The following is a 12735-nucleotide window of genomic DNA, read 5'->3' as shown; positions in this document are numbered from 1 at the left end:
ATCACCCTCTGCAAAAAGTTTTTTTGTCAGTTACAAGAATATTTCTGCTCTCGTTCATTCCTACAATACGTCCCGATTTAAGCTTTGAATACAGAGTCTCAAACTCAGACGTCGAGGCTATACGTTTCAGGTTTTCAATCGTTGCCGTAGAGCGACAAACATTTGAAAAGGTCATATCAGCTTGCATGTATGCAGCATGACGGGAGCCGTCAAAGCCACTGCTTTCCTGAATGAACTTGCCCTTATCCATGCCTGCTGTTAATTGCTGGGGAATGTTTACCGTGACTGCATAGCTTTGTTGTAATGCAGCCATGACCGTTAATAACAGAGCAGAAGCCGTTTTCTTTAGCATATTCATAATAACACCTATGATACTAATATGTATCATTGAGGGATAAAAAAAAGCCAAACCTTAACGGTCTGGCTCGTCAATTGTTGCGCATGCGCAACGGCATATGCTACCCGCGATGATAGTGACCGCCGTCCATCGCTTCACTTCTCGCGTTCATATGCGCAACATTCTGTCCAATGAAGTGCGCCGGTTGTCCGTTCACCAAAGTTTCGGCGGTAAGAGGATCTGCAAAGTTTGCCGGTTTACCATTGCGGCTTGCAATACCATTCAGTTGGGATAGCGCGTTTCCAGAGGCCCAGCTTTTAGCAACTACTCGTGCACTTCTCCGGGTTTTTCGCCACAGAAAAGCAATATCAGTCATTAATTTCGTCAGCCATTTTTTCATTATTCTGTCCTTTTTTTAGCCATATCTTATTTTTAGCATGAATCTATCCAGGTAGCAAATAATACTGTGTTTTTAAACAGCCCGTCCTTGGGCATGAGGTATTATTTCGGGGCTTTTGGGTTATCCTTGGCTGAATTAGCAATAGGAATACCGGCTGAAGCTGTACCGGTATTTACTGGCGGATGTGCGCCCGTATCATCGTGACTGCTTGCCTCGGGTGACTCGCCCTCGCCTGCATCTGCCTTTCTGACCCGTACTATTGTCTGTACATTAGGCGGCGTATAATCTGGTGCCCGTGGTTCGCTGGTTGATGAATTTGCCTTTTCCTGATTAACCTGCTCAGTGACTTGTTCTGACGCCGTTCTTACCGCCCCGTTCTGTTGCTGTCGCCATAGATACTCCTGTGGTGAAATCATTTGCGTTTCTCCCTTTTCATTTGTAGGGATAACGGGTGCGGTTGGTCTGTCATTCATACCGTTCTTTTCATTCCACGTTTCATTGAATTTATTCTGACGAGTAGAAAGACCGGACTCCATCGAATCAGAATTTGCAGTTCGTAAATTCTGACCGTAATAATTTGCAAATTCGCGGGCTGTATAATCGTCCACATAGTTCTGTTTAGCATCACCGTGAAGACCCAGTTTATTAGCCTCACGCAGCCCTGCCGCCTGCATTGCCTGAGCCTCGTTCAGATAAGCACCGTACATAGCATTTGTTCTCTCGGTGTCTGTGTCAGTATGGGACGCATTTGCCCCCGCGCTGGCACCCAGCAAACCACCTGCTACACCTTTACCGGCGTTAACACCGCCCGAAATGCTTGTTGAAGTATTGCCTTCATTCGATGCAGAGCGAATTGAAGCCATATTTCGCGCAGCCTCATTCGCCAGGACTTCCGGTGCAGATCCCGGACGATTAGCGTTACTTTGCTTAATCAGCCCCAGCACACTCTGTGGATCTTGGAGCACCGTGCGGCCACTGTTGTCACCGCCCGTATCAATCCCTTTATTAACTGAATAGCTGCTGTCGTCTTTAGTTGAGTTATCTCTGGATATACTGTGGCCGCTGTGAACCGAACCGGTGGAAGAAAGTTCACCTTTCGGATTCCGTGCAAGAGCCAGGTCCACTTTTGCCGCGCCTCCATCCGGTACGCTTGCAGCCTGACGCGCGTCAATAAGACCACTTTTATTGAGCGATTCTGCCTGCGCAGCGTTAACGGCAAGATGCACACCAGAACCAGCTTCTGCCGCTGCAAGTTGCTGATCGCCTCCGAGTGGTTTACTGAGTTCATCGAACTGATTCTGCCCCGCAATACCGCGTTCCGTACTAATTTCCCCACCACGCTCAAAGTGCTGTGTTGCTTCAACCCCGTTTGCTGAAAGCGCTTTCTGTTCACCGATGTTCTGCGAACGATGCTTGGTAGCGTCATACGCTGCCGTGTCTTCAACGGCTTTACCGTCTCCGTCGTGTGCTCTGAGGGCACCGGCAGTCTGTGCGCCATTCGCATCGGACAAATCTCGACGTGCCTCGCCTTCAGTTTTATGAGCCACCCCGTTTTCGTCCCGCTGTTGCAGGGTATTCACTAACTCTGCCTGGCGCTGCATATCAACCGCATGCTGTTTTGTCTGCTCGGTCTGCATTGCAGCGATACCGCTCTCAATACCGCCGTTACCGCCAAATGCATTATGCAACGAATCAGCATGGCCTTTGCTTTCTGCACTGCCTGTACTTGCAACGTAGCTTTCGCGGGACTGTACATTTGCGAGACTGCCACCGGCTGCATCGAGAATGCCTTGTGAATGCCCCAGGTCAGATGACTGATTGACGCTGGTTTTCTTGGCAGTCATATCAGTAACCGATAGACCAGCCGCATTCGCTGCCTGCTGCGTACCTGCGGATGTACCGATTTCAGTCTGACGTTCCGTACCATGAACCTGTTTTTGCTGTTTATGTAGATTTGCGAGGGTGCCGCCTGCGTTAGCTATGTTGGATTGTGCATCAGCGGTCTGCATAACGCCTGACGCAGCACCCGTCACCCTTGCCTGCTCACCCACACTGAGGTTAGCTGCACCTGCTGATTCAATTTGACCAAGAGCGTTACCTGCTTCGTGCTGTGCACTGGTTTTTGATGCAACAGCCGCGCTTTCAGCACCCGACATGTTTGGCAGGGCTGTTTCGTACCCGCTAACCTCGCCAACCTGTCTGCCTCCCTGCACTTGCCCTATTCTTTGTGCTGCGGTTTCAACACTGCCGTTACCCAAGCCCTGAATCTGGGCACTGGAAGCGCTTATATCTTTCATCTGTCCAAGCATGCTGGTATTGGACATGGCATCAATACCTGCTGTGTTAAGGACTTGCTGAGTTGCCATGCCGCCGCTGATATCATTGATTAAGTGGCCGCGTCCCTCTGGCGTCAGCGTTTTGTCACCAACTTCATTACTGATACGGTCAAGGTTAGACAGGGCACGTTGACCAAAAGCACTCAGGCCAAAGGCACTGACTCCAAATATACCCGCAACAAGAGTGGCAATTTGTACGGCGCTTGTACGCGCAGACCCCATAACAGACATTGCTTTCATTGCAGCCGTAGGCGCAAGCTGCATTGAGTCGATCCCCAATCCATAATTCTTAACTTCGTTCATTACAGTCAGGATTTCGTCTGTGCTGGCCTGCAAAAGCATAACGTCAGCAATCTGCCAGGTCGTGATAAAGACCCAAAGACCGAATAGAAGGGTCAGCGCCTTTGCCATCAGAGGGGTGAAAACCAGTAAAAGCAGCATCGGAGTGATAGCGAGGATAATAGCCAGCACAGCGGCCATTATCGTAGACATCCACTCCGGGTTAGTCATGGCATCCGCTAACCCGCTGTTCATCATTGAGCGATTAGCCACCATTGAAGCTGCAACTTCAGGATTGTTTTCGATAAGTGCATCGGTGATACCTTGCGATACCAGAACGTTGCTCATAATGCTGTTAAGCGAGAGAGAGCTAGATCCGAAAATGGTCTGAATCGAGCTTTCAAGTCGGTTCTTACAATCGACGTACTGAGCGCTGTCAGAGACAGCGTATCCGCTTTTCACACAGATATCCCTCAGTCGTGCATCATAGGCTGCGGGACTACCCAATGCGCCTTTGAGGGAGGTATACGACTGATCACACGTTACCGTTGCGCCACCGGGATTTGAACTGCTGTACCATACCGTGTAAGCCGCCTGATTTCGTAACGGACTGAGTGCCGTCACTACGTCCAGAGCATTAGCTCCCGATTTAACGGTGCGCGGATCAAAACCTCGGGACTCTGCAATAGGTTCACATTGCCGCCAGAGTGCTTTTACGTTGTCGGTAAGATATGAGTCAAACGGCGCTCCATTGCGTGAAACTACGTTCATAAGCATTTTTACGGCCATACCCTCACCCGTAAAACGGGTAGTGGAAGCCGTGTCCCGATTAGAGAAATCTACGAATGCCTGGTAAACAGAGTTAGTCAGTCTCGCAGTTACGGTAAGAAAGTCAGGAATACCGCTGACGGCCTGATACTGATTTCGGGATTGGTCATAAATGTGGACTGTACCTTTAGGCTGTACCAGCCCGACATAGAACAGGGTTCCCATGACGGCCATTGCAAGCCATCCCATCCCCATCTGTGCTTTGCCGGTTTCAAGATACTCGATCCCGCTTTTGGCGCTTTTGGTAAGCAAAGCTGCGGCAATACCCATGAAAATAAAAGCTGATATCAGCATCGTATACTGATTGTCATTGAAGATAAGCTTTAGCCGGACAAAAGCATTCACGACAGTTTCAAATCCGCCCATGACAACATAGTCAGTGTCAAAGGCGAATGCAGCGGGGCTTAGCCCCGCCAGAACGGTAAACAGCAGTAGATTCTTTTTAATCATTTCAGGTTTGCTCCCGCCCAATCGCGACCGCGCTGCCGCTCATCTTTTTCAAATGACTGACTGAAGTCTTTATTCAGCATGTAGGATTGCAGGCGGCTGTTATAAGCCTGCTCAACCTTACCGCTGGCATCGCGCGCCTGCTTGATAAGGTCATCAAACTTGGCTACAGCCGGTTTGAATAAGTCCATACGGCATGGCTTCGAACCGGCATTCGGATCGGAAAGAGGCATTGAAACCATTTCATTCACCTTATCGAAGGTGTTTTGTGTATTGCGGTAAAGGTCGGTGAAAATGAAATACGTGTAATTAAGGCCAACAAGCTCTGACAGAGTGCCAAGCATTACGTCGCTTTCGCCGCGCACGACTGCCTCTTTAAGGATGGAATAGACGGGCATATTGGTATTCTTGATAAATGCCTGGTCATCTGTTGATAACGGCTGCGATGCCTTGATGTGGTCCACGATGCTTTGCATTTTCTGATACACAACCGTGCGAACCGGGCGGGAGCCAGAAGGTACACATTGTTTATCTTGCGTTTTAATGTAAACGCGACCGTTAAGCATATCGTCCAGGCTGTATTTCTGGTTCTGAGGGCATGCAGTTACGGTTACGGCCATAGGGATCTTGTTGTTTGATTTAGCGTCAATCCAGACGTCACCAAGGTAGCCTCGGATAGTGTCAGCGTAATCCCCCATCCCAACTTTATCAGCGGCGCGTTGCACGATTGAACCATTACGCATGAGGTCGCGGAAATCAGCAGGACAACCGGCAATCATTTCATTCAGGTTCGCAATTGGGTTGTCGTTGTTCGCTTTAATTTTGCTTGTTGTATCAGACCACATGCGATCAGCAGCTTCATTCAGGTTTTTTGTGCCGGTCATTTCGGTCCAAAGCCCCTTCAGCGCTTCTGGATCTTGATCGACCATAGCCGTTGCGATTGGCTTAGCCATAGCACACTCATTAAGCTGAATGCCGTTAAGAAAGTTAGTTATTTGCTCTATCTTCCCAAGCGTATCAGCACATTCCTTGCACATAGTTTTCAACGCCATATCGAAAGCAACGTATGGAGCCGCCTGCATGGCGCGTTGCGCCTTTTCGACGAGATAATCCGGGTCAAGGAAAGAGTACCCTCCCAAAAAGCCGTCAATGCCGCCGCAACCGACTGATAATCGAGGTGGTGAGATTGTTACGGGATAGTCTGTGCTGCTCGTCGTTCGAGCGGTAAATCCGCCCATCGTGTAGTAGCCTCGCTTCTGTGATTCAAAACTGCTCGGAGAGTCATATACAGCATTATCGAACCATTTATCCGCCCAATTCGCAGCCAGGCATGGTAATGAACTGACAGCCAGCGTTGCGGTAAATAACAGTTTTGCCAGGTTCATTGTTGCTCTCCGCTATAGGATGTTGATTGCCCCTGCATTACAAGGCTGTTGAGTTCTTGTGCCGGAGCTTCACCGTTAAGGACTCGGGTAATCCCGTAAATGCTGTTAACAAGCGCTCCAGCATCTGCAAACCCATAAGAAACGGGCTGCCAAGAGCGCGAGTCCATATCGTGTTTGATGAGTACAATGGTTGGAGTGTTTGTAACGTTAAATTTGGTGCGCACTTCGGGCTGACGACGAATATCGACTTCTTTTACGTACCATCCCGTGCGCTGACTGAACGCAGAGATAATCGGTTGTTCTTTCGCACAATACGGGCACCCTTCCTGGACGAAATAAAGCAGGGCATAGCGATTGTTCTGACTTGCCAGCCTATCCAGCACGGACGCAATAGGCTTCATCGGTAAAGAGGCTAAAGCCGGTAGTGCTGCACCCAGGCCAATGACTCCGGCAACAAACTGACGGCGAGATATAATCATGGTGTGACATCCTGTGCTGGATTATTGATTTGTTTGAGGGGGTCAAAGAAACCACCCTGCTGTTTTTCACTAGTAAAGAACTGGCGGGGATCTGTTTCTCCGTTAAGCAGGCGTGTCATGTTGTAAACGCTGGTTCGGAGGTTATCGAGCGAGTCAACGCCTACTGACACCGGCATCCATTTATCAGGCACATTCTTCTTAATAAGCACTGTCACAGGCGCACGGTCGATCTTGAATTTGGCTCGGGCTTCGGGGTGAGCTTTAATATCAATCTGCTTGATATACCATCCTGTTTCGCGCTGAAAGTTTTCTAAAATGTGTGACTGCTGAGTGCATAAGCCGCAGTCAGGCTCCGTGAAATAGAAAAGTGCATAAGCATTCGCGTTACGGGACAGGTTTGCGCCAATCGATGCTTCACGTTCGCGCTTTTTCTCCGCTGTACCCGGATTGGTGATTGGATAATCCTGCGCCGCGTTGTATTGCGGATTTTCAAGCATCACGTAGCCGGTAAGGTTGGTATAAGCTGCCGCTTTGCGGCGGGCTGCATCCTGAACTTTGTAGTAATCGAGTACAGCATCAGGTGTAAGCTTAAACACGGCATAATCACGCGTTTCATCAAGTAACGCCTGTATATCTTTTGGATGCATTTTAAAAAGCGCGTCTGAAGACGGAACCACCGGGCGTGGATGTTTCTCTTCTTCTTTTACTTCATCAGGCTTCTTAGGTGTTTCGTACCAGAACAAGCCATGTTTAGGTGTGCTCTGCTCTCCATTCTGCCCGACACTCGCTTGCGCTGAGCTACATAGCAGCATCACCATTACGAAGCTGAGTTGTTTTAATTTCATTGTCATCACCTGTTGGTCAGAGCGTGAAAAGTTGCGCATGCGCAATCATCAGAAAATCGGCGTCAGCCGCTCGGCTTTGCTGATATCCATGAATCCCCAGTACCGGCTGTCATAGCTCTTGTCGGTATCACCTACGGCAAAGGCTTTCCCTTTAGGAATTAGTCCGGTGAATGAGAAAACAGGCAGGGCCGTTCCAGTCGAGTCCTGAACCGCAGCAATTGCTATTTCATCGCCATCACAATAAAACTGACGGTTTAGCTTGCTCAGGTACTGCCCTTCGATGCAGCCCAGACGTTTAACCAGGTGCGTTTCACCTTCAGGCAGATAGGGATCGTTATGCTCAAACATCACGTATTCGTTCTGCGCTGAAGGAATGCCGCCAGACCGCCAGAGCACCCTGTATTTAATGCTGTGGGTAGCAGGGATAAGAATGTGATTCATTGTGAATGAACCAATGCCCATACAGATGAGTAGCACGGCGACACTGAGTGATTTTCTGTCTTCCGTTTTCATCAGGCTTTTTCCAGTTTTTTAATCAATGCCTGAACTTTCTCGTCAGGATTAAGCTGATTCATGCGATTCAGCATGCCCTTAAGCGAGGCGTCACCATAAATAACGGAGGAAGCGCGGTTAATGTTTTCCAAGCCATCGCAATAGCTTTGAATATGCATATTTGGCTGATAGATAAGGGCAGGAACTTGATTTATGCCATATACGCGGAAAATAACCGGATCAATCAGCATTTGAGTAGCCCACATTTTGCAATTCGCTCCTTCACAAGTGGGATCAGCACGAAGCGCATCATGGGTCAATTTCATAGTCGCGCCTATTTTACTGATACCACCCACCGACCCCCGCAGTACCATTACGCCATTTACTTTAGCGAGGTCGCGAGCGTAATTACGTAGTGTCTGAATAGGCATGCTACTGGATACAAACAATACAACCTGATCTGATACAAGCTCAGGTCCTTTTTCTGAATCGCTATTTTCGTCTAAACCGGCTGTTTTATAGACTTGCGATTTGAGTGCGTTTTGTTTTTGTCGAAAATCAGTGCTGTTCGAATAATCAGAAATTTTCCTGGCCATATCTTCTGCATGCTGAACATCGAAGTCTTTCAGTTTTTCGCCTTGGCTTTTCACCGCATCTTGAGCAGATTTCATCATTTCAGGAGTGATAGAAATACTGTTCCCTGCTGCGTATACGCCAAAGGAAGCAACCAGAGCTAACGAAATAATAATCCTGTTGTTCATGGCATTTTATTCCACTTCAGGTTGACGATAGTATGAGATAGCCATAAAGAATTGATGAGGCTATACGTGAATGATATTTTCATGCTGTCTACGTCCACGCCAAAAAACTTATTTATCGGTTGAAAAAGATCAGTCAGGCAAATAAAGCACATAGTTGAAAGAAACAATGCCATTGCCAGTAAAATCATGACGGCGAACTTCAAAGCCGTCATGACGACTTTTCCACCTTTGTCATTGGCTAATTCTGTTTTTTTCATTCTCATTTTTTCCCGAACTTGAGATTTGCTGAATTAATGAAAAGGATCGGAGACAGAACGCCGAATAGTCCCGAAAAAGAAATTGCTTCTCTGAAGCTTTCTGGCGTCCACTCTATCTGTGAATAAAGCACGAAAGCTTTAAGCAGAAACCATACTGCCATAATAACCAGAGGTGCCAGAACTCCAGCGATGGAGGCCAACGCTGCATGCTTTTTATCCCGACCAGCCCACAGGCAGAAGACAAGCAGCACTGATAAAAGAAAGTGGAATCTAATAAAAATAAAGTCAGCAGGGAGTAATGATGATCTCATAGCAAGGGAAATGACCATTAGAAAAGCATAATAGAACATGACAGGGTAAATAATTACACCCGTGTTATTTATCGCTTTAAGTAATTTGCACATATCTGTAATTCTCTTTCAGGAGTCGTTGACTCAATCAAAATTCATCTTTTAAAAAGGAAATCGTCATAGACAAGGAGATGTGTCAATACGATAGTTTTTCAAAATGAATAAAGGTTTCATGTTTTCCTTTTGTTGCGCATGCGCAACTTCTTAGCCCTGATAGCGAATGCAGCAATCTTTCTTTTCAAACATCATCCACATGAAGTTATCTTTGCGCGGATTGTGTTTCATGCTGTCCCAGAGCAAGCCTTCACGCCCAATGGGGACACACGCTGATGCACGGGTCGGGCGCATCATCTGAAGCTTGAAGCGGTCCTTACGCCAGATAGGTGCGAGTTCGCGGTAACACCCGTCTTCAGAGGTATTCCATAGCAGGCCCAGCCTTCCCATCATGAAAATGGTTCGCGCAGCGATACCGGCATTGGCTTCTACGTAGTCTGTGCTCGTAATGGCACCGGAAAGCGGGTATGCATTGCCCCATGACCCCATACACCAGAACAGGAGATTATTTGGCATGCCATAGGTCGCCAGTGCTGCATCAGCAGAACAGGTGATGGTTGAGATTGGATTAGCAAACAGTACCGCTTCAGGATTAATGATCAGGCTCAGAACGTCGTTATTCCACTGCGGCAAAATCTCCGTCATCATCGCAACGTCATACCCTTCATCATCCAGACAGGGAATGTCATAGAACATATTCAAGATTTTCCACGCTGGGAAAATGTAGTAATGGGCTTGCTGGAAGGCGCGCTTTGAAGTGTTGTTTTCGTTGAGGCCACCTGACAATGTGCCGGGAACCGGAGTGTTCAGCGCAACTCCCAACGGCATCATGCAGTAAGGATCACTGACGGTGTCGATAATGCGTTTCGGCTCCCAAAATGAGGTTCGCAGGCCAAGCGTTGCGATGGTGCCGCCTTTACAGATGCATATGGGGCTATTAGTAGAAGAAGGGTTTTCTTCACCATTTACGATCTGAACACCGGCTATACGCATAGGAAAAATGCAACTCCAGCCAATATCGGTGACAGGATTTATAAACTGACTATTACACTCTGCATGCGCGGGGGTGATCAGGGAGTTAAACATCGAGGTTAAGAGCGTATCCCCCGCGCCCCTAACATCGCTTCCCAGCGAACGAAGCAATGCGGTAGACCGTAATTTCTGAGGATTCCAAGCAAACTCCTGAATAACCAGGCGAGCGCCTTCCTGATGGACAATCGAAGGGGTTACACGAATATCGAGACGCTTTCTGACTGAATCGTCCAGGATAAACGCTGTGCGGCCTATTGCCTTACCTTTGGTGATAACGTCGCCGTGGGTAAAGAGAATCATGTCTGTGTCTGTGACGTGATCCTTCAGCCAGTCTTCCTGTCCCGGAGAAATAACTACGATGCGTTGAGGCAGCTTGACGTATGTCAGAGGATTAAAAGTGTACCCTTTCGGATAGAGTATGCGCCCTTCTTTATCCGGTACGTCCACGGTGGAAGTGTAAAACGGGATAAACGTTCGTGTGCTATCCTGCTGGGCTGTAGGAAGGCGAACACCTTTAAACGCAGCCCAGTCGTCGCGGTTTTTGTTTAGCTCTTTTTCCCAATTGACGCTGGCTACGCGGTTTTGAACTTCAGTCAGTGCATCTGGCTCATCAATTGAATAAACCTGCCCGATCACGTCTTGAGAGGCGCTTACGCTGCTACTTACGCTTAGGAGTAATGCAGCTATGCGAACATTAAACTTGGTCATTATCAATCCATCCTGTGATACATATTAGTATCATAAGGTAAAATTGATTTAGTTGATAGGCGAGTTTTTAATTAATGATATCAGTGGGAGGATTTGCATAAATCAAGCGCCCGTCAGGACGGGCGCTTGAATGTTTCTTAGTTGGTTTTATCGTAAAAACTTTGCGTTATGGTCGTCACATTTTGCTGTATCTCAGCGGTGGCCGCATGCACCATCGTTTGAACATACTCATCGAGATTGATTTTGCTGAAATCAAGATTCTGAAATTCTTCAGGGGTAAAACCGCGACATTCAGGAGCTTGAGGTGAACCCCAGCCGTTAAATGTTTTAAGTTGTGGTCTGCCCTGCTCCTGGATAATTCGGGCCAGTATGCTGTTGTAGCAACAATATGTTTTTGCTTTCTGGACGCACCCTATCAGTGGAACTTTCTTCTTACAATATGTGCCTACTTCGTGGCACATGCCGGAATCAGCCTCCATTGCGGTCTCCATAGACATCTGATCACAGGCTTTCATCAGATACTGCATAACAAAGTGGACGGCTATAGCAATGGCTATTGTGGCAGGGTTCATAGATGCCATCATGGCATTTACGAATGCGTCTGCGGCCATTGAGGAGGCAACAGCCACGTCTGCCGTTGCCTGCATAGCTACAGAATAATAAAGATAGGCTTCCTGTGCGGCTGCATAGACGTCCTTAACCATACTTGCTGCCTGAAGCACGGTTGTATAAGGTCCGGCATCGTCTGAGTACACCTTGCCTTCGCTTTTGCAGCAGTTTTTGAAAGCTGTGCTTACACCTGCAAGCTTACAGTCAGCACCACGACCATTGAAGATAAGAACCTGATCGAGACAGACTCCCTCCTCGTTCTTTTTGCCGTCATCAACAAGCTGAGTCCCATCAACGTTACCCTCATCAAAGGGTTTATTCTGAGTCAGATCAACACAGGTTGCATTGCCAAGAGGACAAACAATCGACTGCTCGGTTTTTGAACAGATATTGTTTTGTAGCGAATAACCGGTAGGGCATGAAATAGTTTCCGGTGTCATGCTGACGAAAACGCATGATCCGTTAACGTAGTTATAGTTTGGAGGGCAGACCATTACCGCATCTTGAGTCACGTCCTGGGTACATTGTTCACCTGAAGGCGTCCAGCCGGGTTCGCAGTATTTATTCACGTAAGGAACCAGCCAGCCATTCTGGATAAACCGATCCATAGCCGGGTCGCATGAGGGCCAATAGCCGTTCATAAGATCACATCGGTTTTTTTTGTTCATCAGCTCAGTCCAGCGTTCAGGAGTGTCAGCACAGAACGCCTGTCCTATATATTTTCTTGACGACCATGCGGTTCCCCAGTACATATGGCTCGGATCGCTACAGGTGTATGGGTCGGCACTGGTCGATGCCGGTTTGCTGTAATGGACCGTGCATTTCGTACCGTTTTGAGTGTAGCCAGAAGGGCAACTGAATGATGGCGGCGAGTTTTCCTGGCGGATACAAGTGCTTCCGTTCATTGTATATCCAGCAGGACAGGAGTGCGTTGGCCCTACGGTTAATATGTTAGTTCGGTTTAAACACGTAGCATATTCACCTTCGGTATCGAAACTGCCATCACCATTTTTGTCTATGCCACAGGCATAATTCGGGGCAGGAGTGTCTTGCGCGGCGCTCACTGGCACGTACACAAACACAGACAAGTACGTGCATATTAAAATTGCACTCAAGAGCCTTTTGATTAATTCCAT

General features: G+C 47.9%; 12 protein-coding genes. All 12 read right to left on the bottom strand.

Features of this window, described 5'->3' with window-relative positions; translation table 11 throughout:
- Position 1 precedes the first annotated feature (1 nt).
- Positions 2 to 358: a hypothetical protein gene (locus C1N59_RS21970; protein ID WP_394522068.1), complete on the bottom strand. Its 357-nt coding sequence runs from the start codon at positions 356 to 358 to the stop codon at positions 2 to 4.
- Between the two features lie 100 nt (positions 359 to 458).
- Positions 459 to 737, bottom strand: coding sequence for a hypothetical protein (locus C1N59_RS21965; RefSeq protein ID WP_394522067.1), 279 nt, complete (start codon positions 735 to 737; stop codon positions 459 to 461).
- A 101-nt stretch (positions 738 to 838) separates the two neighbouring features.
- Positions 839 to 4630 carry a conjugal transfer protein TraG N-terminal domain-containing protein gene (locus C1N59_RS21960; protein WP_394522066.1) on the bottom strand — a complete coding sequence of 1264 codons (3792 nt, stop codon included), beginning with the start codon at positions 4628 to 4630 and terminating at the stop codon, positions 839 to 841.
- Positions 4627 to 6012 (bottom strand): conjugal transfer protein TraH, encoded by a 1386-nt coding sequence (locus C1N59_RS21955; protein WP_394522065.1) that lies wholly within the window; start codon positions 6010 to 6012, stop codon positions 4627 to 4629. The genes C1N59_RS21960 and C1N59_RS21955 overlap by 4 nt, the downstream gene beginning before the upstream one ends.
- A complete protein-coding gene (gene traF, locus C1N59_RS21950; RefSeq protein WP_394522064.1) occupies positions 6009 to 6491 on the bottom strand; it encodes a conjugal transfer protein TraF in 483 nt (160 codons plus the stop codon). Before traF ends, C1N59_RS21955 begins: the two co-directional genes overlap by 4 nt.
- Positions 6488 to 7336: a conjugal transfer protein TraF gene (locus C1N59_RS21945; protein ID WP_394522063.1), complete on the bottom strand. Its 849-nt coding sequence runs from the start codon at positions 7334 to 7336 to the stop codon at positions 6488 to 6490. Before C1N59_RS21945 ends, traF begins: the two co-directional genes overlap by 4 nt.
- A 48-nt stretch (positions 7337 to 7384) precedes the next feature.
- A complete protein-coding gene (locus tag C1N59_RS21940) occupies positions 7385 to 7849 on the bottom strand; it encodes a S26 family signal peptidase (protein WP_394522062.1) in 465 nt (154 codons plus the stop codon).
- Positions 7849 to 8589, bottom strand: coding sequence for a type-F conjugative transfer system pilin assembly protein TrbC (locus tag C1N59_RS21935; RefSeq protein WP_394522061.1), 741 nt, complete (start codon positions 8587 to 8589; stop codon positions 7849 to 7851). Before C1N59_RS21935 ends, C1N59_RS21940 begins: the two co-directional genes overlap by 1 nt.
- Positions 8586 to 8846: a hypothetical protein gene (locus tag C1N59_RS21930; protein ID WP_394522060.1), complete on the bottom strand. Its 261-nt coding sequence runs from the start codon at positions 8844 to 8846 to the stop codon at positions 8586 to 8588. The genes C1N59_RS21935 and C1N59_RS21930 overlap by 4 nt, the downstream gene beginning before the upstream one ends.
- Positions 8847 to 8848: 2 nt before the next feature.
- Positions 8849 to 9250 (bottom strand): hypothetical protein, encoded by a 402-nt coding sequence (locus C1N59_RS21925; protein ID WP_394522059.1) that lies wholly within the window; start codon positions 9248 to 9250, stop codon positions 8849 to 8851.
- 150 nt (positions 9251 to 9400) lie between these two features.
- Positions 9401 to 10990 (bottom strand): TraU family protein, encoded by a 1590-nt coding sequence (locus C1N59_RS21920; protein ID WP_394522058.1) that lies wholly within the window; start codon positions 10988 to 10990, stop codon positions 9401 to 9403.
- A 137-nt stretch (positions 10991 to 11127) separates the two neighbouring features.
- Entirely contained in the window at positions 11128 to 11505 is a 378-nt protein-coding gene (gene traN, locus C1N59_RS21915) for a conjugal transfer protein TraN (RefSeq protein WP_394522091.1), read from the bottom strand.
- Between the last annotated feature and the right edge of the window lie 1230 nt (positions 11506 to 12735).

The sequence above is a fragment of the Pantoea sp. SGAir0183 genome (assembly GCF_043545505.1).
The sequence above is the reverse complement of the archived record's forward strand: the minus strand, read 5'-3'. Positions and strand labels throughout refer to the sequence as shown.

Bases quoted from the DNA above. Each gene is read 5' to 3' on its own strand.
- traN (WP_394522091.1), bottom strand. From the start codon at position 11,505: ATGAAAGCCTGTGATCAGATGTCTATGGAGACCGCAATGGAGGCTGAT.
- C1N59_RS21920 (WP_394522058.1), bottom strand. From the start codon at position 10,990: ATGACCAAGTTTAATGTTCGCATAGCTGCATTACTCCTAAGCGTAAGT.
- C1N59_RS21940 (WP_394522062.1), bottom strand. From the start codon at position 7,849: ATGAAAACGGAAGACAGAAAATCACTCAGTGTCGCCGTGCTACTCATC.
- traF (WP_394522064.1), bottom strand. From the start codon at position 6,491: ATGATTATATCTCGCCGTCAGTTTGTTGCCGGAGTCATTGGCCTGGGT.
- C1N59_RS21945 (WP_394522063.1), bottom strand. From the start codon at position 7,336: ATGAAATTAAAACAACTCAGCTTCGTAATGGTGATGCTGCTATGTAGC.
- C1N59_RS21965 (WP_394522067.1), bottom strand. From the start codon at position 737: ATGAAAAAATGGCTGACGAAATTAATGACTGATATTGCTTTTCTGTGG.
- C1N59_RS21970 (WP_394522068.1), bottom strand. From the start codon at position 358: ATGAATATGCTAAAGAAAACGGCTTCTGCTCTGTTATTAACGGTCATG.
- C1N59_RS21955 (WP_394522065.1), bottom strand. From the start codon at position 6,012: ATGAACCTGGCAAAACTGTTATTTACCGCAACGCTGGCTGTCAGTTCA.
- C1N59_RS21930 (WP_394522060.1), bottom strand. From the start codon at position 8,846: ATGAAAAAAACAGAATTAGCCAATGACAAAGGTGGAAAAGTCGTCATG.
- C1N59_RS21935 (WP_394522061.1), bottom strand. From the start codon at position 8,589: ATGAACAACAGGATTATTATTTCGTTAGCTCTGGTTGCTTCCTTTGGC.
- C1N59_RS21925 (WP_394522059.1), bottom strand. From the start codon at position 9,250: ATGTGCAAATTACTTAAAGCGATAAATAACACGGGTGTAATTATTTAC.
- C1N59_RS21960 (WP_394522066.1), bottom strand. From the start codon at position 4,630: ATGATTAAAAAGAATCTACTGCTGTTTACCGTTCTGGCGGGGCTAAGC.